This is a genomic window from Acinetobacter vivianii (assembly GCF_014635885.1).
GTDB classification, from domain to species: domain Bacteria; phylum Pseudomonadota; class Gammaproteobacteria; order Pseudomonadales; family Moraxellaceae; genus Acinetobacter; species Acinetobacter vivianii.
Genome location: NZ_BMDR01000010.1, coordinates 82,639 through 102,934 on the forward strand (window position 1 = coordinate 82,639; position 20,296 = coordinate 102,934).

General features: G+C 40.4%; 18 protein-coding genes. 14 read left to right on the forward strand and 4 right to left on the reverse strand.

Going from position 1 to position 20,296, the window contains the following annotated elements; genetic code table 11:
* The first annotated feature begins 19 nt into the window (after nt 1–19).
* Nucleotides 20–1,540, forward strand: coding sequence for a flavin-containing monooxygenase (locus IEV36_RS16760; protein ID WP_005258105.1), 1,521 nt, complete (start codon nt 20–22; stop codon nt 1,538–1,540).
* Nucleotides 1,541–1,634: 94 nt separating this feature from the next.
* On the forward strand, nt 1,635–2,513 hold the full coding sequence (locus tag IEV36_RS16765) for a class I SAM-dependent methyltransferase (protein ID WP_005258103.1): 879 nt from the start codon (nt 1,635–1,637) through the stop codon (nt 2,511–2,513).
* A gap of 75 nt (nt 2,514–2,588) precedes the next feature.
* On the opposite strand, the gene IEV36_RS16770 is transcribed toward IEV36_RS16765, so the two are convergent.
* Nucleotides 2,589–3,365, reverse strand: coding sequence for a M48 family metallopeptidase (locus tag IEV36_RS16770; RefSeq protein ID WP_004772729.1), 777 nt, complete (start codon nt 3,363–3,365; stop codon nt 2,589–2,591).
* 203 nt (nt 3,366–3,568) lie between these two features.
* The gene (gene crp / locus IEV36_RS16775) at nt 3,569–4,276 is read right to left on the reverse strand and encodes a cAMP-activated global transcriptional regulator CRP (protein WP_004772727.1); all 708 of its coding nucleotides are present in this window, start codon (nt 4,274–4,276) and stop codon (nt 3,569–3,571) included.
* A gap of 148 nt (nt 4,277–4,424) precedes the next feature.
* Here crp and IEV36_RS16780 point away from each other — a divergent pair, with 148 nt between their 5' ends.
* Nucleotides 4,425–4,847 (forward strand): OsmC family protein, encoded by a 423-nt coding sequence (locus IEV36_RS16780; RefSeq protein WP_004772726.1) that lies wholly within the window; start codon nt 4,425–4,427, stop codon nt 4,845–4,847.
* A gap of 72 nt (nt 4,848–4,919) precedes the next feature.
* Here the strand turns inward: IEV36_RS16780 and IEV36_RS16785 are convergent, their stop codons facing one another.
* Nucleotides 4,920–5,720: a M23 family metallopeptidase gene (locus IEV36_RS16785; RefSeq protein WP_032863928.1), complete on the reverse strand. Its 801-nt coding sequence runs from the start codon at nt 5,718–5,720 to the stop codon at nt 4,920–4,922.
* 263 nt (nt 5,721–5,983) lie between these two features.
* Here IEV36_RS16785 and clpB point away from each other — a divergent pair, with 263 nt between their 5' ends.
* Together clpB and IEV36_RS16795 are read left to right on the forward strand one after the other, a co-directional pair.
* The gene (gene clpB, locus IEV36_RS16790) at nt 5,984–8,563 is read left to right on the forward strand and encodes an ATP-dependent chaperone ClpB (RefSeq protein ID WP_005258098.1); all 2,580 of its coding nucleotides are present in this window, start codon (nt 5,984–5,986) and stop codon (nt 8,561–8,563) included.
* Nucleotides 8,564–8,732: 169 nt separating this feature from the next.
* The gene (locus tag IEV36_RS16795) at nt 8,733–9,152 is read left to right on the forward strand and encodes a hypothetical protein (protein ID WP_005258096.1); all 420 of its coding nucleotides are present in this window, start codon (nt 8,733–8,735) and stop codon (nt 9,150–9,152) included.
* A 13-nt stretch (nt 9,153–9,165) separates the two neighbouring features.
* Here the strand turns inward: IEV36_RS16795 and rlmKL are convergent, their stop codons facing one another.
* On the reverse strand, nt 9,166–11,370 hold the full coding sequence (gene rlmKL, locus IEV36_RS16800) for a bifunctional 23S rRNA (guanine(2069)-N(7))-methyltransferase RlmK/23S rRNA (guanine(2445)-N(2))-methyltransferase RlmL (RefSeq protein WP_005258095.1): 2,205 nt from the start codon (nt 11,368–11,370) through the stop codon (nt 9,166–9,168).
* A 283-nt stretch (nt 11,371–11,653) separates the two neighbouring features.
* Here rlmKL and IEV36_RS16805 point away from each other — a divergent pair, with 283 nt between their 5' ends.
* The 9 genes from IEV36_RS16805 to IEV36_RS16845 all read left to right on the forward strand — a co-directional run.
* Nucleotides 11,654–12,007 carry a hypothetical protein gene (locus IEV36_RS16805; RefSeq protein WP_005258094.1) on the forward strand — a complete coding sequence of 118 codons (354 nt, stop codon included), beginning with the start codon at nt 11,654–11,656 and terminating at the stop codon, nt 12,005–12,007.
* A 144-nt stretch (nt 12,008–12,151) separates the two neighbouring features.
* Nucleotides 12,152–13,168 carry an aspartate carbamoyltransferase catalytic subunit gene (locus IEV36_RS16810; protein ID WP_004772716.1) on the forward strand — a complete coding sequence of 339 codons (1,017 nt, stop codon included), beginning with the start codon at nt 12,152–12,154 and terminating at the stop codon, nt 13,166–13,168.
* Nucleotides 13,169–13,180: 12 nt separating this feature from the next.
* Nucleotides 13,181–14,413: a dihydroorotase gene (locus tag IEV36_RS16815; protein ID WP_005258093.1), complete on the forward strand. Its 1,233-nt coding sequence runs from the start codon at nt 13,181–13,183 to the stop codon at nt 14,411–14,413.
* Between the two features lie 201 nt (nt 14,414–14,614).
* Nucleotides 14,615–15,184, forward strand: coding sequence for a hypothetical protein (locus IEV36_RS16820; protein WP_005258092.1), 570 nt, complete (start codon nt 14,615–14,617; stop codon nt 15,182–15,184).
* 315 nt (nt 15,185–15,499) lie between these two features.
* Nucleotides 15,500–16,915: an OmpA family protein gene (locus IEV36_RS16825; RefSeq protein WP_005258091.1), complete on the forward strand. Its 1,416-nt coding sequence runs from the start codon at nt 15,500–15,502 to the stop codon at nt 16,913–16,915.
* A gap of 192 nt (nt 16,916–17,107) precedes the next feature.
* Nucleotides 17,108–17,815, forward strand: coding sequence for a hypothetical protein (locus tag IEV36_RS16830; RefSeq protein WP_005258088.1), 708 nt, complete (start codon nt 17,108–17,110; stop codon nt 17,813–17,815).
* Between the two features lie 25 nt (nt 17,816–17,840).
* On the forward strand, nt 17,841–18,764 hold the full coding sequence (locus IEV36_RS16835) for a lysozyme inhibitor LprI family protein (RefSeq protein ID WP_032863927.1): 924 nt from the start codon (nt 17,841–17,843) through the stop codon (nt 18,762–18,764).
* Between the two features lie 86 nt (nt 18,765–18,850).
* Nucleotides 18,851–19,633: a Rossmann-like and DUF2520 domain-containing protein gene (locus IEV36_RS16840; protein WP_005258085.1), complete on the forward strand. Its 783-nt coding sequence runs from the start codon at nt 18,851–18,853 to the stop codon at nt 19,631–19,633.
* 78 nt (nt 19,634–19,711) lie between these two features.
* On the forward strand, nt 19,712–20,296 hold a 585-nt coding region (locus IEV36_RS16845; RefSeq protein WP_188393554.1), incomplete at its 3' end, for a phage late control D family protein.

A 20,296-nucleotide genomic window follows, 5' to 3' on the forward strand; every position in this document is an offset into this window, starting at 1 on the left:
GATACAAAGGACATTTTAAATGACAGCTCAAGCAAAAAAATTAAATTCAGCTGAAGGAAAGGCTTTACCCTCGCACATTTACGATACTTTCATCGTTGGTGCTGGTATTTCAGGTATTGCGACAGCAATTCGTCTGGATCAGGTGGGGTATAGCAACTACAAGATTATTGAAAAAGCGACGCGTGTCGGTGGCACATGGCGTGAAAATACCTACCCAGGTTGTGGCTGTGATGTACCCTCAGCTTTATATTCCTACTCATTTGCGCCAAGTGCAAAATGGAGTCACTTGTTTGCGCGTCAGCCTGAAATTCTGAACTACTTAGAAGAAGTGAGTGAAAATTTTGGGGTGAACTCAAAAATCGAGTTTGGTACGGAATTGCTCAATGCAGCATGGGATAACCAGCGTAATCTCTGGGTGATTGATACCAATAAAGGGCAGTACCTGTCTAAGACCGTGATTTTTGCAACAGGGCCGATTACCGAAGCACAAATTCCAAAACTTGATGGACTGGAAACTTTTAAAGGTGAAATGTTCCATTCAGCTAAATGGAATCATGATTATGATTTGACAGATAAACGTATTGCAGTGATTGGTACAGGTGCATCTGCCATTCAGTTCGTACCACAGATTCAGCCAAAAGCCAAAGAGCTGTATGTGTATCAACGTACTGCGCCATGGGTGGTACCAAAACCAGATACCGACTTGGGTGATGTCAGCAAAGCGCTGATTGAGAAGTTTCCATTGATTCAAAAGACTTGGCGTAAAACGGTTGCCCAGTCTCTAAATGCGATCAACTTTGGTTTACGTAATCCAGCTGTGTTAAAACCTGTGGGTGAATTGGCAAAACTGATTTTACGCTTCCAGATTGAAGATCCTGAACTCCGTAAAAATGTGACGCCGAACTTTACCATTGGCTGTAAACGTTTATTATTCGCCAACAACTATTATCCTGCTTTACAACAACCGAATACTAAACTAATTCCACATGGATTGGTAAAGGTCGAAGGCAATACCGTTGTTTCAGCCAATGGTGAGCGTCATGAAGTGGACGTGATTATTTGGGGAACAGGCTTTGAGGTCTCTCATCCACCGATTGGCAAACGTGTTTCAAATGAAAAAGGCGAATGCCTGAATGATTTATGGAAAAGCAGTTCACCAGAAGCCTATTTAGGTACAAGTATTGAAAATGTGCCGAATGCATTCTTGGTATTGGGGCCTAACGTACTGGTTTACGATTCATTCATTGGCTTGGCTGAAGCTCAGCTGGATTATATCGTAGATGGTCTACTTAAAATCAGAGACAAAGGCATTGCCAAACTCAACATTAAGCCTGAAGTGATTAAGCAGCATAATGAATTGGTACAGAAACATCTTAAAACCACCGTGTTTAATGCGGGTGGATGTAAGAGTTACTATTTAGATGCCAATGGTCGTAACTTTGCCGCTTGGCCTTGGTCATTGAAAAAGTTAAAGCAACGTTTAAAACGTATGGACTTGAATGATTATCAAGTGACTTATCAGACTGAAAAAACTAACTGATTCTAGATCAATCATCAAAGAGCAGTAAATTTTATCTAAGGATGGAATTTGCTGCTTATTTTTTGCAAGATAGAAAGAAATATGGGGGAAAATAATGAAAGAAGGACAATCAAGCCGAACGGCGGAAGCGGCTGCCGCATTGCGTGCCAATCATTTTCAGAATGCCGCAGATCCTGTCTTTGCAGATCCTTTTGCATTCGAGCTAACCAGTAAAGGCTGGAAGGCATTACTCAGCACGCCATTAACCGTCAAGCTAATGAATTCTTCCGTGTTTAACCGCACCTTGGGCTTATTAACAGGACAAGTGGTAGGACGTTCACGTTATGCAGAAGATCAGCTCTATGCAGCCATTGAACGTGGTGTCGAGCAATATGTCTTGGTGGGTGCGGGACTAGATTCATTTACCTTGAGGCAGGCACAACAATTTCCTCAGCTCAAGATTTACGAAGTGGATCATCCTGATACCCAAGCCGAAAAACAAAAGAAATTACGCCAATTGGGAGAGCTTCCAGCAAATGTGGAGTTTGTTGCAATCGATTTTGAAAAAGAATCTATTGCAGACGCTTTGGCACGTAGTTCGTTGAAGCAAGATCAAGCAGCTTTTTTCTCGTGGCTGGGCACAACGCATTATCTTGAACCAGAAACAACCCTCAATACCTTAGCCAGCATTGCAAAAATTGCTGCACAGGGAAGTGAAGTGGTTCTGGACTACTCAATCGATTATCGAGAGCTGGAAGGTGTTGAACGTTTCGGAAGCTTATTTGTCTCCCAATTTACCCGATTTTTAAAGGAACCCCTAAAAGGACAATTTAGACCGAAAGCATTGCATCAAGCTGTTGCTGAAATGGGATATAACGTGATTGAAGATTTATCAGGTGATGGGTTGAGTGAGCGTTATTTTCATGCTCGTCCAGATCATATCCGTCATACCATTGCAACGCATATGTTGCACTTACAGTTAGCTCAGCGTTGATGATTCAGAGGCAAGAATAAAAAAGCCCTTAAATGCACATAGGCACTTAAGGGCAGGTACTGCTAATGCTATGGATTAGCGGCGTTTATTATAAACAGCCATCGCTGCTGGCAAGTTTTTACGCATATCGCTGATACGTTGTGTATTTGATGGGTGAGTTGACAAGAATGAACTGCCACCAGCACCATCTAAGCGATTCATTTTTTCCCACAGGCTGATTGCTGCATTTGGGTTATAGCCTGCTTTTGCCATCAACATTAAACCGCCATAATCGGCACGGCTTTCAAGGTTGCGTGAGTAAGGTAGACCGATACCAACCTGACTGCCTAAATCAATTGCAGCGCCACCTAGATCACCAATGCTGTTGCCTGCATAAGATTTACCAATACCAATTGCAAGGTTGGTTAACGCTTGGGCACCGATTTTGCTCTTTGCATGCTCTTCTAAGGCATGCGTCATTTCATGGCCCATCACCGCTGCAATTTCGTCATTGGTCAGGTTGAGCTTATTAACAATACCTGTATAGAAGACCACTTTACCGCCTGGTGCAACATACGCATTGACCGTATCAGATTTTAATACCGCAAGTTGCCAATCAAAACGTTGACCTGTCTGATTCATTTGATCCGCATAAGGCTTTAAGCGGTTAAAAACAGTGTTAATACGTTGATATGTACTTGAGCTGCTATCCAACTGGTTTTTAGCACGCGCTTCCTGAGTCATTTTTGAGAAACTTTGTGCTGATTGCGCGTTTAAAGTTGCGCTGTCTGCACCAGCCATATCTGCGAACGATGCGCAGCCAGAAATTGTCATCACAGTTACAGCGCAAAGGCTTAAAGCTAATTTCTTCATACTTATTCTCTCCAAATCAGTATCTTATGAATATAGTCATGATCACGATGGATTATAAAAAATGTTTACACCAGTTAACATTCTGAATACCTCTATAATCATTGTAATTATGTAATCAGCAATCGTTATAATTTTTGATTTAAAACATAAAAGCCAGTGACATTGCACTGGCTTTATAGCGATTAATCTGATCTTAGATCAAATTAATCTTCGTCATCATACTCATCTTCAGGGAAAGCATTTTCTTCCAAAGAAGCATCAAAGATTAAGATGGCTTTACCGTCAGTTTGAATCATGCCTTGATCTTCAAGTGTCTTGAGGACACGTCCAACCATTTCACGAGAACAACCGACAATACGACCAATCTCTTGACGGGTAATACGAATCTGACGACCATTTGGCAGAATCATTGCCTCTGGTTGAGCAGATAAGTCAATTAAACAACGCGCGATACGACCAGACACATCAATAAATGCCAGATCGGTCACTTTACGTGTGGTGTTTTTAAGACGGCGAACCAGTTGAGCAAACACAGCATAGCTTAAGTCTGGATATTGTTTACTTAACTCGTGGAAATTGTCGTAAGTGATTTCTGCGATTTCGCAGACATCGCGTGTACGTACTTCTGCGGTACGTTGAGGGTTCTTTTCAAAAAGCCCCATTTCGCCAAAGAAGTCGCCTGGATTTAAGTAGGCAACTACGATTTCACGTTCGTCATCTTCACGTAAGATAATTGACACTGAACCTTTTAATATTAAATACAGTGATTTTGATTCCGTTCCAGCGTCAACAATCGTGGTGCGTTTAGGATATCTATTAATATGAGCACGTTTTAGCAGCGCTTTAACTGATTCAGGTAGTTGACCTGGTGATAAAGCATCAGTGCTAAGTTGTGAAAAATTTGAAGTCATGCTTAAAATTTCCGAATTTGGATAAAACCGATCGCACAGACCCTTGAAAGAGCCTTTTCTACACAGAAGAGATGAAATTCCTTATCAACTCATTTTATGTTAGTGTACAAGAACAGAGTAAATTTATAACGTTTTTCGGGTAGTTGCAATGCAAACAAGTGTACATTGGTTAGAGAATGTTGCTTTTGAAGCAAAATCAGAAAGTGGCCACAGTGTGGTGATGGATGGTTCTGCCGAATATGGGGGTGAAAACCGTGGTCCACGTCCTATGGAATTGATTTTAATGGGACTTGGTGGGTGTGCTTCGTTTGATATTGTGACTATTTTAAAGAAATCTCGTCAAGATGTGACCGATGTCGTATGTCAGCTTAAAGCAGAAAGAGCAGATAGCATTCCAGCGGTGTTTACCAAAATTCATTTGCACTTCGTTGTGACTGGCAAAGCTGTGAAATCTAAACAGGTGGAAAAGGCAGTCGAATTGTCTGCTGAGAAATATTGTTCAGCCAGCAAAATGCTGTCTGATGGTGGTGTCGAAATTACCCACGACTTCGAAATTATTGAAGCTGCGTAAAGCTTAAACTATTAAGTTTTGCTAAAAAGTGATCTGTTTTTGAACCGATCACTTTTTTATTTGTTGCTCTGTTTATTTTAAAAATAATTGTGGATCTACCCGAGCATTATTCAGGCTCATTCCCCAGTGTAAATGTGGGCCTGTTACGCGTCCTGTTTTACCGACCAGACCAAGTATCTCACCTTGCTGGATGTGCTGGCCTTTCTCTACATTAATTTTGCTGAGATGGCAGAACATACTGATCAGCCCCTGACCATGATCAATCAGTACCGTATTACCATTAAAGAAATAATTGCCTGTTCCTACAACAACGCCATCCGCAGGTGCAACGACTTTCTGTCCTACAGGGGCTGGAATGTCGAGGCCAGAATGTGGTGCGCGTTCTTCACCATTAAAAAAGCGTTTTCTGCCAAAAGAGTTGCTAAATTTACCTGCGGTAGGGCGGATGAAATTGGGAAAGCGATTCCAGTTACTTTGAGTAAATGAATTATAAATATCATTTTGCTCTTTTGCTTCACGTGCATAGCGGTCGAGTTGATCCTGATTAGGATTGACATAATCCTGATTCTTGACGTTTAAACGTTGTTCCGCATAACGGTATGGCGTTACTTCGATCTGAATCGGAGAAGCATTGGTGGTTAAGCTCAAACTGCCTAATGGCGCAGAAAGTGGAATACCAAACACGGCATATCGTTGTGCGCCTTCTTGTGTAATGAGTACAGGTTTTTGCTCATAAATGACTTGAGTGATGTTTGCTGTCAAGGGAATGACTGCAATCCCACCAGCGCGGCGAGAATCTTGTGGAAGTTGAGCAAATGCCGAATGAAGAGGAAGTAGGCAAGCTGCGCCAAGTAAAATTTTTTTTAAGTACATGAGCATCATTTTGAATCAACTAAAGTGTTAAGCTAAATCGTTCGGTCAAAAATCACAATAATGATTTTGTTCAGAATCGAATAGACAGAAAAATTATACAAAAGATACTTGAAATAGATTGTTTATACACCCATATTATTACTGAGTTTTATCTACATAATATTTTGTAAAATATTGAAAAATATATAAATTTTTATTTGAAATTTAGAAAAGCGTTCCCATCTAAGTGATAAGTTAGAAATTTGTTGTGAGGAATAACAAGAATGCGATTTGAAAAATTTACAAACCGCTTACAGCAAGCACTCTCAGATGCACAATCATTGGCAATGGGTAAAGACCATACCTCGATTGCAGGTATTCATATTCTTTCTACCTTATTGGAAGAACCAGCCAATTTGAGTTTGCTGCAACAAGCGGGTGCACGTTTACCAGAGTTAAAGCAGAAACTGGAACAAGCATTGCAAAATGCACCAACCTTGGCAAATCCTACGGGTGATATCAATCTCAATCCTGAAGCGGTAAAGGCGCTGAATTTAGCTGACCGTTATGCACAGAAAGCAGGTGATGAGTTTTTATCAACCGATTGGGTGTTACTCGGTCTGGCAGAAACAGGCGAAACCAAAACCATTTTAAATGGTGTGGGTGTTACGCCAGATAGTTTACGTAAAGTAATTGAAAATATTCGAGGAAATGACAAAGTCATGAGCAATAATCATGAAGATCAACGTGACTCACTTAATAAATACACCATTGATTTAACTGAACGTGCCTTAGCGGGCAAACTTGATCCCGTGATTGGTCGTGATGATGAGATTCGCCGTACCATTCAGGTGTTATCGCGCCGTACTAAAAACAACCCCGTGTTGATTGGTGAACCTGGGGTGGGTAAAACAGCGATTGTTGAAGGTTTGGCACAACGTATTATCAATGGCGAAGTCCCAGAGAGCTTAAAGAACAAGCGTGTGCTTTCACTTGACTTGGGCTCATTGCTTGCGGGCGCAAAATATCGTGGTGAGTTTGAGGAGCGTTTAAAAGCAGTCCTTAAAGATCTTGCGAAGCACGAAGGTGAGATCATCCTGTTTATTGACGAGCTGCATACGCTTGTTGGTGCTGGTAAGGGTGATGGCGCGATGGATGCAGGTAATATGCTAAAACCTGCTTTGGCGCGTGGAGAACTCCGTTGTGTGGGCGCGACTACTTTAGATGAGTACCGTCAATACATCGAGAAAGATGCTGCGCTTGAACGTCGTTTCCAGAAAGTGTTGGTCGATGAGCCGAGTGTAGAAGATACCATTGCGATCCTACGTGGTCTTAAAGAAAAATATGCAACCCATCACGGCGTGCAAATTCTCGACTCAGCCATTATTGCTGCGGCGAAGATGTCTCATCGTTATATTACTGATCGTCAGTTACCCGATAAGGCGATTGATCTGATTGATGAGGCTGCATCGCGGATTAAAATGGAAATTGATTCTAAGCCAGAAGCATTGGATAAACTTGATCGCCGTTTAATCCAGTTGAAAATGCAATTGGAAGCGGTGAAAAAAGATGAAGATGCGGGTAGTAAAGCCGAAGTAAATCATCTTGAGCAACAGATTGCTGAAAAGCAAAAAGAGTACAACGATCTTGAAGAGATCTGGAAAGCTGAAAAAACACTGGTTGAAGGTGATAAAAAGGCACAGGTTGAACTTGATCAGGCGCGTAGTGCTTTGGAAAAAGCCAAACGTGAAGGTGATTTGGCTGAAGCTGCACGCTTGCAATATGGTGTCATTCCAGAGTTGCAAAAACGTCTGGAGCAGGCCGAAGTTGCTGAGGAAAATGAAGAACCGAAGCTGATTCGTACCAAAGTCACTGAAAATGAAATTGCTGAAGTCGTGAGTGCGGCAACAGGTATTCCTGTGACCAAAATGCTGCAAGGTGAGCGTGAAAAACTTCTGAAGATGGAAGAGTTTTTACATAATCGTGTGGTGGGACAAGATGAAGCCGTGGTTGCTGTTTCCAATGCAGTACGTCGTTCACGTGCAGGTTTATCTGACCCGAACCGTCCAAGTGGATCATTCTTGTTCCTTGGTCCGACAGGTGTGGGTAAAACGGAGCTAACCAAAGCATTGGCCAACTTCTTGTTTGATAGCGACGATGCCATGATTCGTATTGATATGTCCGAATTCATGGAAAAACATTCTGTCAGCCGTCTAGTGGGTGCGCCTCCAGGCTATGTCGGTTATGAGGAAGGTGGTGTTTTAACGGAAGCCGTTCGTCGTAAGCCGTATAGCGTGGTGTTATTCGATGAGGTGGAAAAAGCACATCCAGATGTATTCAATATCTTATTACAAGTATTGGATGATGGGCGTTTAACGGATTCACAAGGCCGTGTGGTTGACTTTAAGAACACGGTTATTGTGATGACCTCTAATCTAGGTTCACAAGATGTGCGTGAACTTGGAGAAGGTGCAACCGATGATGAAGTACGGGCAGTGGTGATGAGTGCGGTAACGCAGCATTTCCGTCCAGAGTTTATCAACCGTATTGATGAGCTGGTCGTTTTCCATTCTCTGCAAAAAGCACAGATTCGTGGTATTGCAGACATTCAGTTAGATCGTTTACGTACACGTTTGAGTGAACGTGATATGGGCTTAACTGTGGATGATACTGCTTTTGATCTGTTGATTGATGCTGGTTTCGATCCTGTATATGGTGCGCGTCCATTGAAACGGGCGATTCAGCAACAGGTTGAAAATAGTCTAGCTCAGAAAATCCTGTCTGGTGAGTTCCAGCCTGGAGACAATATCCTGATCAAAGGTGAGAATGGTCATCTGGTATTTGATAAGTTAAAACTGAGCTAAGCGGAAGTTTTAATGTTTTACCCAAAAAGATGGTGATGAAAGTCACCATCTTTTTTTATGTTGGTGCATCTGGTCAGATTTTTACAGGAATATTACCAATGACATTGCCACGTCTATAAAAACTTGATAGCTTCAAAACAAATAAGAAAAAAATTCAGGATGAATTAAAATGCAAAATAACAGACATCATTGCACAGATATGTGTGTAATTTTGTTGTTGACCGCTTTATCTTCTATCGGACATGCTGCACAGCCATTGCCTGAGGGAACCTTGTCTTTGCAAACAGGTGCATTGAATAATGCCTTGCCAAGTATCATTATCAAAGCTCAACAAGATGCATTAAAGCCTGCGGAGGAACGCTGGCGTTCACAGCGTGTGTTGAGTGATCGGAATTTACGTGAAATTCGTGTCAGTATGCTTGCCGAAGGAGGTTTTTCGGCTTATGAAGAACAGAAAAAAACCACGGTGATGGATGTTCGTGAGAAAAGAAAAGCGACCATAAAACCCCATGCTGAGGCTCCTGATCGCTTTATGATTTATGAGTTTGACTCACCGAACGTAAAAAAAAGCAAAATTACCTTTCGGTGAGTATTCAAAACACTTAAATACTTGGGTGCTGAATTTTCCAGGCACGATGGATTTTTTGATTACGTTTGAAATCCAGTCCGATGGTTTCAGAAGTGATTTCTTCGACCTGATACATGGCTTCAATCTCTTCGTCTAGCTCAAAACCCCGATAGTTATTTGAGAAGTAGAGCGTACCATCGCTGGTTAAGCGGTTCATGGCACGTTTAAGCAATGAAACGTGGTCACGTTGCACGTCAAAAGTACCGTAGAACTTCTTCGAGTTAGAGAAGGTTGGTGGATCAATGAAGATGAGATCGTATTGCTCATGACCTTCTTTTAACCACTCAAAGCAGTCACTGGCGAAGAACATATGTTGTTCATCTGCATGATCTACTGTTAAACCATTCAGAACAAAGTTCTCTTTTGACCAGCTTAAATAGGTGTTCGATAAATCGACACTGGTGGTACTGGCTGCGCCACCTAAAGCGGCATGCAAGCTGGCAGTAGACGTATAGCTATATAGATTCAGGAAATGCTTGCCGCGTGCTTCTTTGGCAATGCGTAAACGCATCTGGCGGTGATCAAGGAACAAACCTGTATCCAGATAATCGGTCAGATTCACCAAGATACGTGCATCGCCTTCTTGTACGATAAAGCGTTTAGATGCAGTACTTTGTTTGGTGTACTGATTTGTACCTGCTTGACGAGCACGGGTTTTAATAAAGATAGCATCACGATTTAGACCCGTTACTGCACGGATTGCAGCAAGACCAAGATTAAAACGTTTTTTTGCTTTTTCTGGGTCAATTTTCTTTGGTGGTGCATATTCTTGTACATGCAATTTGTCACCGTACAAATCAACTGCAATATTAAAGTCTGGTAAATCTGCATCGTATAAGCGTAAGCAATAGATATTTTCCTTCACTGCCCACTTTTTCAAAGTTTGCATATTTTTTTGCAAACGGTTGGTAAAGTCTTCGGCACCTTCAATCGCTTCGAATTGTTGTGGTTGCCAATTCGCCAAGAAGGGTTGAGTGACAGTCGCAGGTTTTACCGTACCAAAACGGGTATAAATTGGTAATTTACCATTCATCAAACGCAAGGTTTGTGGATCGTTAAATGCCAGTACATCTGCCTGCTCAATTTGAGCCGCAATAATTGCTGCACGCTGATTTGGGAAATTCTTTTGAAGTAAGGCAGATAAGCCTAGATATAAAGAACGATTCGATGCTTTATCACCTAAACGCTCACCATACGGTGGGTTGGTGACGATAAAGGCTTTTTTACCTTCGGCATGGAAATCATCCCAGTCTGCCAAAGTACGTTCTTCAATCTGGATTTGATCAAGTAACTTTTCAAAACCCGCAGCGATAATGTTTTGGCGTGTCGCTTTTACTGCTTCCCAATCTGCATCATAAGCATAGAATTGTGGTAATGGCTGCTGTAAGGCTTTTTCATGACGCTCAGCGGCTTCGGCTTTGAGAGACATCCATAATTCATGGTCATGCCCATGCCAGCCATTAAAACCAAAACGGCGAACTAGACCTGGCGCACGATCAGTCAGGATTAAAAGTGATTCAATAATAAATGTACCTGAACCACACATTGGATCAAGAATAATATCGGGCTGATATTGCGCAAGTTGTGCTTTTTGTAAAATTGCTGCAGCCAAGTTTTCTTTAATCGGTGCATCGGTCATAAAACGGCGATAGCCGCGTTTATGTAAAGAATCACCAGATAAATCTAGGCAATAGGTATGTTCAGTTTTGCCCGCCAATACATAGAGCGTAATTTCTGGTTGCTTGATATCAATACTTGGGCGTTTGCCCACAGCTTCCATGAAGGAATCAACTACACCATCTTTTACACGGAGTGTCGCGAATTGAGTATTGACCTTAATTTCACGTTCAACGTGCAAGCGAATCGCAAAGGTACTTTGTGGTGCAAAAATCAAAGACCAGTCAAAGCTGATCGCACCTTCATAGAGTTCTTCAGCGACATCACGGGCGTCATGTGTATGTTCTAGTTCGTGTGTATGAATCGGTAAAAGTACGCGAGAGGCGAGACGCGACCACATACAAATGCGATATGCATTTTCGAGTGTGCCTTTAAAAACCAAACGTCCAGCGAAGCGTTGAATGTCTTGAATCCCTAACTGTTCGAGTTCTTGTTGTAATAAGGTTTCAAGTCCATCCGCACAGGTCACCCAATAGTTTGTCAGACGTTGTGTAGAATTCATGCACATTTCCAAAAAAGCAGTTCAGCAATCGGCTATTTTAACTGATTTTTGTTTGTTCTGTCGGTGCATATTTGTGTGATTGTCAGCTTTATCATCGTTTCGATGCAATTTTTTCATTGATAGGCCGTGATTAAGCATGATTTTTTTAAATTGATCGGGCGGTTTTAATCATGATTTGAATAATTGGTACAGCTTTTGCTTTTAGTATTCCATTCATTGGCAAATAATTTTACTTAAAGCGAATGAAATTTAAGCATTTAAATTTGAAGGCTGGGAGAATGTGATGAAGAACGAAGTTTTGGTCAATGCTGAGGCATTTACGATTGCCACTCAAATGTATGTCCGTTTAAGACGTGTTTGTGGGCGTGTAATTGATGTGATGTATCTGGTGAATAATAAGGATTATGCCAAACATGTGCTGGGCATTGCTCTCGATACTCAAGATCCGGAATTAGAACGCTTTGTGGCACGCTTGAGTCAATTGGTCGAGCTATATCCTGAGCCTGTTTCGATAGTAAAGGAGAACACGTCAGATCTTCAAAAAGAAGTCGCTTCAGATGCCTATTCAATAGAAGTAACCGAGGAAGAAATTTATCAGGCTCAGGTTCATCATCACTATATTGGTGCATTACGTTAAGTTATAAGTCACATAAGCTATAGATTATAAAAAGGATGTAAGGGGGGAATTACATCCTTTTTTTACTTAAGTGCTGAAAACTTCAACTACGCACCAAATCTAAAGTCTGTATAATGCGTTAACTTAACGTGTTAGGAATCTCTTATGCACTTGGCGGCATTGCATACTTTGAGTCAGATCCAGCTCAATCAACAAGGAAATCTAAAACACTTTTTAACAATTGAGGGTCTTTCTAAAGAAACCTTGACCAAGATTTTAGATACAGCGCAAAGCTTTTTAGATGAAAATAATAATTTGATCAACCGTCCGTTACTTGAAGGACTGACGGTAATGAATCTCTTCTTTGAAAACTCCACCCGTACTCGTACCACTTTTGAAGCAGCAGCAAAACGTTTGTCTGCCAATGTCTTGAACATCGATATTGCACGTTCAAGTACCTCGAAAGGCGAGACGCTACGCGATACATTGTGGAATCTTGAAGCCATGGCGGCGGATATTTTCGTGGTACGTCATTCTTCATCGGGCGCAGCACATTTCATTGCCAAAGATGTCTGTCCGAATGTCGCGATTATCAATGCAGGTGATGGTCGTCACGCACATCCAACTCAGGCCATGCTGGACATGTTGACCATTCGCCGTGAGACCAAGAAACCATTTGAAGAGCTGACAGTCGCCATTATTGGTGACATCAAACATTCACGTGTAGCACGTTCGAATGTAGCAGCGTTGCAAACATTGGGCTGTAAAGACATTCGTGTAATTGCACCAAATACTTTATTGCCAGTGGGTTTTAATGAATATGGTGAGCATGTTCGTCTGTTTAATAAAATGGATGAAGGTGTGAAAGATTGCGATGTGATTATTGCCTTACGTATCCAAAATGAACGTATTGATTCACCAGCCTTATCATCACAGGCCGAATTCTACAAAATGTATGGTTTAAACAAAGAGCGTCTGGCGCTGGCAAAACCTGATTGTATCGTGATGCATCCTGGCCCAATGAACCGTGGTGTTGAAATTGACTCGAGCGTGGCAGATGGGGATCAGTCTGTGATTTTAAAACAGGTCACCAACGGTATTGCGGTTCGTATGGCTGTACTGGCACTTGCGATGCAAGGGCAGTTACAAGAACAAGGTTTAATTGAAGCGATTGCACTGTAAGGGATAGATCACATGAGTATTGTAAAAATTGAAAATGTCCGTGTGCTCGATCCAATTCAACAGACTGATCAGGTGCAAACGGTTTATATCGAAAATGGTAAGCGTATTGATGCCGTTGATCAGGTGGATGAAACCATCAATGGTCAAGGCAAATGGTTAATGCCAACCATGGTGGACTTGTGCGCAAGAATGCGTGAGCCGGGTCAGCAACAGCATGGAACCTTAAAGTCGGAAGGAAAAGCTGCACGTGCCAATGGTATTTTGCATGTTATTACGCCACCAGACTCAAAGCCAATCGTGCAAGATAATGGTGCCTTGATCCACGGTCTGATTGAAAAAGCTCAACTGGATGGCGGAATTTATCTACATATTATTGGCGCACAAACGCAAGGTTTAAATGGTAAGCAACCTGCCAATATGGCAAGTTTAAAGAAGGGGGGCTGTACTGCTGTTTCAAATGCCAATGCTGCATTTGAAAATGATGATGTGGTGATCCGTACCCTTGAATATGCCGCAGGCTTGGGTTTAACCGTCGTGTTCTATGCAGAAGAACCGCAAATTGCCAAAGATGGTTGTGCGCATGAAGGCTTCATCGCTTCTCGCCAAGGCCTACCGATGATTCCTGCAATTGCGGAAACGGTTGCGATTGCTAAATATCTTTTGATGATTGAAGCAACCGGTGTGAAAGCACATTTTGGTTTATTGTCTTGCGGCGCATCGGTCGATTTGATCCGTGCAGCAAAGGCCAAAGGCTTACCTGTGACTGCAGATGTCGCGATGCATCAGTTACATCTCACCGAGCAATTGACCGATGGCTTTAATTCACTTGCACATGTGCGCCCGCCATTGCGTTCGGAACAGGATAAAGAATTATTACGTCAGGGCGTAAAAGAAGGCGTGATTGACGCGATTTGTACTCATCATGAGCCTTTGAGCAGCTCAGCCAAAATGGCACCTTTTGCGGAAACTCAACCGGGAATTACTGCATTTGATACTTATGTCGCTCTAGGCGTGCAACTGATTCAGGAAGGACTGTTTGAGCCGTTGGAATGGGTGGCAAAAGTCACTTCGACGCCAGCACAAGTTGCCAATATGACAGAACGCTGGATACAGGAAGCAGGCTGGGTATTGGTTGATCCAGAACTACAATGGACTGTGTCTAAAGAAAGCATTCTTTCACAAGGTAAGAATACACCACTTATTGGTCAGCAATTGACAGGTAAAGTTGTGACCACTTTCGCGTAAAGCAAAAGTTTGTTTATGCAGCGGAATAGGAGCTAAGTCTTATTCCGCTTTGTAAAATGTGATGTAGATATTGTATTTAAATTTTACAGAATAGATAAAAACAAGAAAAAATAGATTAAAGTAATTATATAAATGAGATATGCCTTACATAAAATTATAAAAAAGAGAAATAAGCCATTCTAATAATTGGAGCTTAATACGATGTCTATACATCCTATGGAATTACTTAAACAGAAAGTTTCATCTGTGATTGTAAATGATCAAACCAGCTTGGTGAATGAAAAAAATGATGTCTTATCAAGATTTTATCCTATCTTACTTTATCGTTTTCTAGAAAAGCCAGAGCTGGTCGATAAGTTAAGAGAAAAACTTACGCCTTCTATTTTTGATTTGCTGGAAGAAAATGAGCGTGTTAAGAATGCATTGTTGTTGAGACTGGCCGCAGGAAAGGTGTCCGTAGCTGAGGTGGAAATTACCTTAAATCGGGCTATTCCTAAAAGTCTGGCGGTTTTATCCAATGAAGTGGGCAATGATGCGATGGCGATCATTTATTATTTAAGAGATCATAAAGCATCGATTTATTCTTTATTGCCGAGCTGGACAACCGAAGTTTTGACACAATTAAATGAAACCTATATTAAAGAGCAGTTACTAGACGTTATTCCAGCTATTCCTATCGTGCCTCCTACAAAAAAGCAGAACAAGATTTTTCCACTTTTTACAGTGCTTTTTGGCTTTTCCCTGATTTTTTTATATCATTTAAGTAAATGATGCTTTCTGGTTTGAATGTATAGTCTAGAGTGAATTTTTTATTTTTATAAATCCATGATTTTAAATATAAAGATAGATGATTTTGAAGAATAGAAGGGAACTTTTAGATTTAATAATATTGTACCAATTGTTAAAAAAGATGCGCATTTCTTATTTTTCTTTGTAAATTGTGATGTAAGTATTGTATTTAAATTATATAAAAATGAATAAAAAAAATACAAAAGATTAGAATGAAAAAGCAGCAGTTCACTTGAGCTTCGCTTTTTTCTTGAGTGTTCTGAATATTATAAATTTAATGTGTTGGAGTGAATAACAATGTCAATAAACCCAATGGAACTGTTAAAGCAGAAAGTGACTTCGATGATCGTGAGTGATCAAGATGGTCTAGTGAATGAAAAAAGTGCTCTTTTATCTAGGTTCTATCCCATTTTACTTTCTATTTTAGCGGCAAAACCTGAACTCATTCAGAAATTAAAAGATTCTATTTCGCCCTCACTATCAGATTTATTAGGGCATAACGACCAAGTCAAAAATGCGCTTCTGACCAATTTAAGCAGCGGGCAACTTTCCAGTGCTGAAACAGAACAAACGTTAACTCAAGCGATTCCAAAAAGTCTGGCTGCTTTAACCAGTGAAGCTGGCAATGATACGCAAAGTATTGTGAACTATTTAAAACAACATATGGATTCGATCCGTTCTTTATTGCCAGCATGGGCAGTTGGTCTATTGGCACCACTCGGGTTGGTGTCGAGCGCATCTGCTGCTACTTCTAACTTTGCCAATACTTCGGCAGCGACGGCACCTAAATCTCGTGCATGGCTACCTATTGTGGCCTTGATTATTCTCGGTTTATTGGTGGCTTGGTTGTGGAAGTCTTGTCAAAACAAGCAGGCGACTGCACCTGTAACTCATGATACAAATTCAGCCTCAGAGGTTGCGGCAGATGCTGCACCAGCGACATTATCTCTAAGCACCGATGGTTCAGGCAATCTTGCCCAATGTCAGGTGGGTGTCGGGGATCAAGGATTTTTGGCGACTATACAGGCCAAAGTCAAAGAGGTTTTTTCTGCAAATCAGGAGTGTACCGTTGATACTACAACAAAACATGCTGGAACCTTTATGGATCAGGCGGGCCTTGCTGGCGTATTAGGTCTACTGAAAGGCGTACCGAATGTTTCTCTGGACTGGATTGGTGACAAGATCACCTTGAAAGGTGGAGATGCGAATCAACTTAACGATTTACTTGGCAAAATTAAAGCTTTAGTACCCAATACCGAAGTGATGGTTGAAGCACCAATGACTACCGCTGATTCTGTGAGTCATAGTTTAAATGCCGCACAAGATGCTTTGGCAAATATTGATGCCAATCAGGTTGATATTAATGATGTGATCAAGGCATTAAACCTACAGATTATTAATTTCTCTACAGGTTCAAACCAGATTCCAGATGAAAACAAAGCTATTCTGGATAAAGCTGCGGCATTAATGAAAAATACCAAAGATGCGAAATTGACTGTGGCGGGTTATACCGACTCAACAGGCAACGCGAACAGTAATAAAACGTTATCGCAAAAACGTGCCCAAGCGGTAGTGGATTATTTGGTGAGTCAGGGTGTTGCTGCTGACCAGCTAACAGCAGTTGGGCATGGTGCAGATAATCCAGTTGCAGATAATACAACGGAAGAAGGACGTTTTAAAAACCGTCGTATTGAGTTCTCCATCACACCTTAAATTAAGGAAAAAATCTAATCTGAACAGTTTAAATCAAGCTATTAAAAAAAGACCATTAATTTAATGGTCTTTTTTTAATTTAAATTTTGTTAAGAACTAATATTAAAAATATTTTATCTAATGCATTGTTTTTTTTGATTCATTTGTTATATTTTATTTGTAATATTGTAAATAAAATATAGGGGTGAAATAGTGATACTTAATAAGAAAGCTTTATATGTAACAACTTTATTATCTATTGGTTTAATAGGGTGTAAGAATCCAATTTCTAAGCATGTTGATTGTGATGACCCAAGCGCAATTAGCTTAGTACAGACAGTATTAAAAAATGATTTAGATAAACGGTTAGATAAAGAGTTAAAGAGTTTAATTGAGGGAAATGTAATTAAGGATTTAGATCCTGCGAAGTTAAAACTCTCTGGGAAAAATGTGCAATACAATATAGTGGATAGTAGGACGGACTTTATTGATCCTAATAGCACAAGAACGAAATGTGCTATAGATCTAACAGTGGTAATTCCTGATGATACTATTAAAAAATCTAATGAAGCACGTAAAAAAATAGAAGAGGATTCTATCGATAAACAAGCAACGAAATTAGATGTTGAATATGAAAGTAATAAAGTAAAATTAATTTTGCAATATGTTCTACAACCTACTGATAAGGGGGATAAAGTTTTAGCTGTTGTAGAAAATACTGGAAATGTACAAAAATTAGTTTCAGATATATTGGTTTATGCTTTTTTAAAGCCGCAAATCGAAAAAAATATTATTAAAAACAATGAGGCTGCTAGAGTTTATCAGCGCCAAGCTGAGCGTGCATATAATGAGGCACAAGAAGCTGCAGATGCGGCAGCACAAGAGGCTGTAGATGCCGCTGCAGAAGCTGAAAATTACTAATATAAATAAGTCTTGAGATTGGAAAATGAAATATAAGCCATTTATCATCATATGCAGTATTATTTTTTTGTCTGGATGTGAAAAGATGAAAGAGCTCTCTGGGAGCTCAATCAAATGTAATGATGAGATCGTAAAACAGCTTGTTGTTGAAAGTCTAAGTAAACAAATTAGTAATTTGTCAGTTGAAAAAGTGAAGGCACTTGTCACTGATGAAAATATCGTTATTGATATGGGAAAACTCAGAGGTGTGCTAAAGCAGGTTACTTTTAATGTTGATGATATTCGAACAAATAATTCGGATCCTAATAGCAATAAGGAATATTGTGTAGCAAACCTTACAGTAAAGTTACCAGATCAAGTAATTAGAGATGCTGATGCTGCTAGGAATGTTTATGGAGAAACAAACATTGCTCAGGCTGCGGTTCTTTCAAACTTGTCTCTAGAATTAAATCAGCTAAGAACAGAGCTAGAGTATTCTGCACAACCTACTGATGATCAGAAAAAAGTGTATGTAGCCTTGGAGAATGGTGATGCCTTATCAGTATTTATTCGAGATATAGCAGTTGATTCTCTACTTAAGAATGCAAGACAAAATGCAATGGAATTAGCAAAACAGGAAGAATTCAAAAGAGTCGAACAAGAAAAGGCTGATGCTCAGGAGTATCAGGCCGTTTTAATTGCAGAGGCTCAAGCAAATTTAGATAAAGCAAATGAAAATTTAAATCTGGTTTGGAATGCAACAACTAAAGATGTTAGAGGAAAGTTGTTAGATGAACAAAGATTGTGGTTAAAGAAGCGGGATCTGGAATGTAAGCTTGAAAGCTCAAATATTGAGGAAAATAATGAAGTATATAGACTGAATTGTGAAGCAAAAATAACTGTTCAAAGGGCTAGTGAGTTGAAACAAAAAATATATTATCTAGAAGAAAATTCTACTTCAGCAATGTGAATTAAATAAACAAGTAGAAAAGGACGAATTGATTCGTCCTTTTTTTATTGGCATGCTTAAGCAAATCACGTGCTTAGATAAAGTTTATGAAAATTACATTGATTGGTGCAGGGCGGGTTGCGACACATTTAGCTCGAGCTTTAAAACAGCAGCATCAGATTGTGCAAGTATTTAGCCGAGACTTACAGCATGCTGAGACCCTTGCAGATCAAGTAAATGCTCAAGCGATTAATCAGGTTAATCAACTTGATCCACATGTAGATTTGGTGATTATTGCGGTAAGTGATCAGGCCATTTTCAGCGTAATTGAATCGATTACATCATATTTACCAGACAATTTGATTGTGCATACCTCAGGCAGCACCAGTTTATCTGTTCTACAAAATTCTCATTATCGAGCTGGTGTGTTTTATCCCTTGCAAACCTTTAGTTTTGATAGGGAAGTTAATTGGGCAGAAACGCCTTTGTTTGTTGAGGCTGCCGAGCAGCAGGATTTAGCTTTTTTAACAGAATTAGCAAACAGTTTAAGCCATCGTGTCTATCAATATAGTTCTAAGCAAAGACAAACTTTACATTTGTCGGCTGTATTTGCTTGTAATTTCAGCAATTATTGCTATGACATGGCAAAACAAATTGTAGATGCCGAGCAGGTTGATTTTAGTTTGCTATATCCTTTAATTATGGAAACTGCGAATAAGGCAACCCAGAATGACCCTAAACAAATGCAGACAGGGCCTGCAATGCGTGGTGATCAGAATATATTAAAGATGCAGCGCCATTTATTAGCGGAGACACAACGTAACGATCTGGAAAATATCTATGCTTTGATGAGTGAAGGGATTTATAAACGCCATATAAATCAAGAGTAACGATAATGATACAAAATAGACAAATTTGTCTATTTTGTATAAAATGCGGAAAATTTGAGTAAATATTTTATAAAAAATATGTTGAGTAATATATTTCAAGCCTTGGACAGTTTAGGCCTCACAGCACAGAAACGTGCGATCCATATTCAGTTTTCAAATCAAAAATTAAATTCCCAAGTCTTCCTGCAACGTATTGATGGTCAGCATGAATTAAACGCTGGCTCTAAGGCAGAGCTGATCTGTTTATCGACCAATGCTGCCATTCCACTCAAACAATTTATTGGCAGCCAAGCCGCAATTGATACGGTCACGGATCAGGGCCAACTGAGCCGTGTCACGGGGATTATTACTCAAGCTTTACAAGGCCAATCTGACGGTAGCTTAACCCTCTATAAACTCACGCTCGAAGACTCAACTGCACTGTGGAAACAACGCCGTAACAGCCGCGTGTTTATGAATAAAAGCGTGCGTGATGTGGTGGAAATTGTCTTTAAAGAATGGCAACAAAAAAGCCCCTTATTTGCATCGAGCTTAACGCTTGATTTAAGCGGACTCAGCCAAGACTATGACGTCCGTCCATTTATCATGCAATCCAATGAAAGCGACTATGACTTTCTGACTCGTCTGATGCGCAGTGAAGGGATTAACTGGCTGGTTGATGAA

What these genes read in the sequence shown, in the direction of transcription:
- IEV36_RS16760 (WP_005258105.1), top strand. Translation starts at nt 20, where the DNA reads ATGACAGCTCAAGCAAAAAAATTAAATTCAGCTGAAGGAAAGGCTTTA.
- IEV36_RS16765 (WP_005258103.1), top strand. Translation starts at nt 1,635, where the DNA reads ATGAAAGAAGGACAATCAAGCCGAACGGCGGAAGCGGCTGCCGCATTG.
- IEV36_RS16770 (WP_004772729.1), bottom strand. Translation starts at nt 3,365, where the DNA reads ATGAAGAAATTAGCTTTAAGCCTTTGCGCTGTAACTGTGATGACAATT.
- crp (WP_004772727.1), bottom strand. Translation starts at nt 4,276, where the DNA reads ATGACTTCAAATTTTTCACAACTTAGCACTGATGCTTTATCACCAGGT.
- IEV36_RS16780 (WP_004772726.1), top strand. Translation starts at nt 4,425, where the DNA reads ATGCAAACAAGTGTACATTGGTTAGAGAATGTTGCTTTTGAAGCAAAA.
- IEV36_RS16785 (WP_032863928.1), bottom strand. Translation starts at nt 5,720, where the DNA reads ATGTACTTAAAAAAAATTTTACTTGGCGCAGCTTGCCTACTTCCTCTT.
- clpB (WP_005258098.1), top strand. Translation starts at nt 5,984, where the DNA reads ATGCGATTTGAAAAATTTACAAACCGCTTACAGCAAGCACTCTCAGAT.
- IEV36_RS16795 (WP_005258096.1), top strand. Translation starts at nt 8,733, where the DNA reads ATGCAAAATAACAGACATCATTGCACAGATATGTGTGTAATTTTGTTG.
- rlmKL (WP_005258095.1), bottom strand. Translation starts at nt 11,370, where the DNA reads ATGAATTCTACACAACGTCTGACAAACTATTGGGTGACCTGTGCGGAT.
- IEV36_RS16805 (WP_005258094.1), top strand. Translation starts at nt 11,654, where the DNA reads ATGAAGAACGAAGTTTTGGTCAATGCTGAGGCATTTACGATTGCCACT.
- IEV36_RS16810 (WP_004772716.1), top strand. Translation starts at nt 12,152, where the DNA reads ATGCACTTGGCGGCATTGCATACTTTGAGTCAGATCCAGCTCAATCAA.
- IEV36_RS16815 (WP_005258093.1), top strand. Translation starts at nt 13,181, where the DNA reads ATGAGTATTGTAAAAATTGAAAATGTCCGTGTGCTCGATCCAATTCAA.
- IEV36_RS16820 (WP_005258092.1), top strand. Translation starts at nt 14,615, where the DNA reads ATGTCTATACATCCTATGGAATTACTTAAACAGAAAGTTTCATCTGTG.
- IEV36_RS16825 (WP_005258091.1), top strand. Translation starts at nt 15,500, where the DNA reads ATGTCAATAAACCCAATGGAACTGTTAAAGCAGAAAGTGACTTCGATG.
- IEV36_RS16835 (WP_032863927.1), top strand. Translation starts at nt 17,841, where the DNA reads ATGAAATATAAGCCATTTATCATCATATGCAGTATTATTTTTTTGTCT.
- IEV36_RS16840 (WP_005258085.1), top strand. Translation starts at nt 18,851, where the DNA reads ATGAAAATTACATTGATTGGTGCAGGGCGGGTTGCGACACATTTAGCT.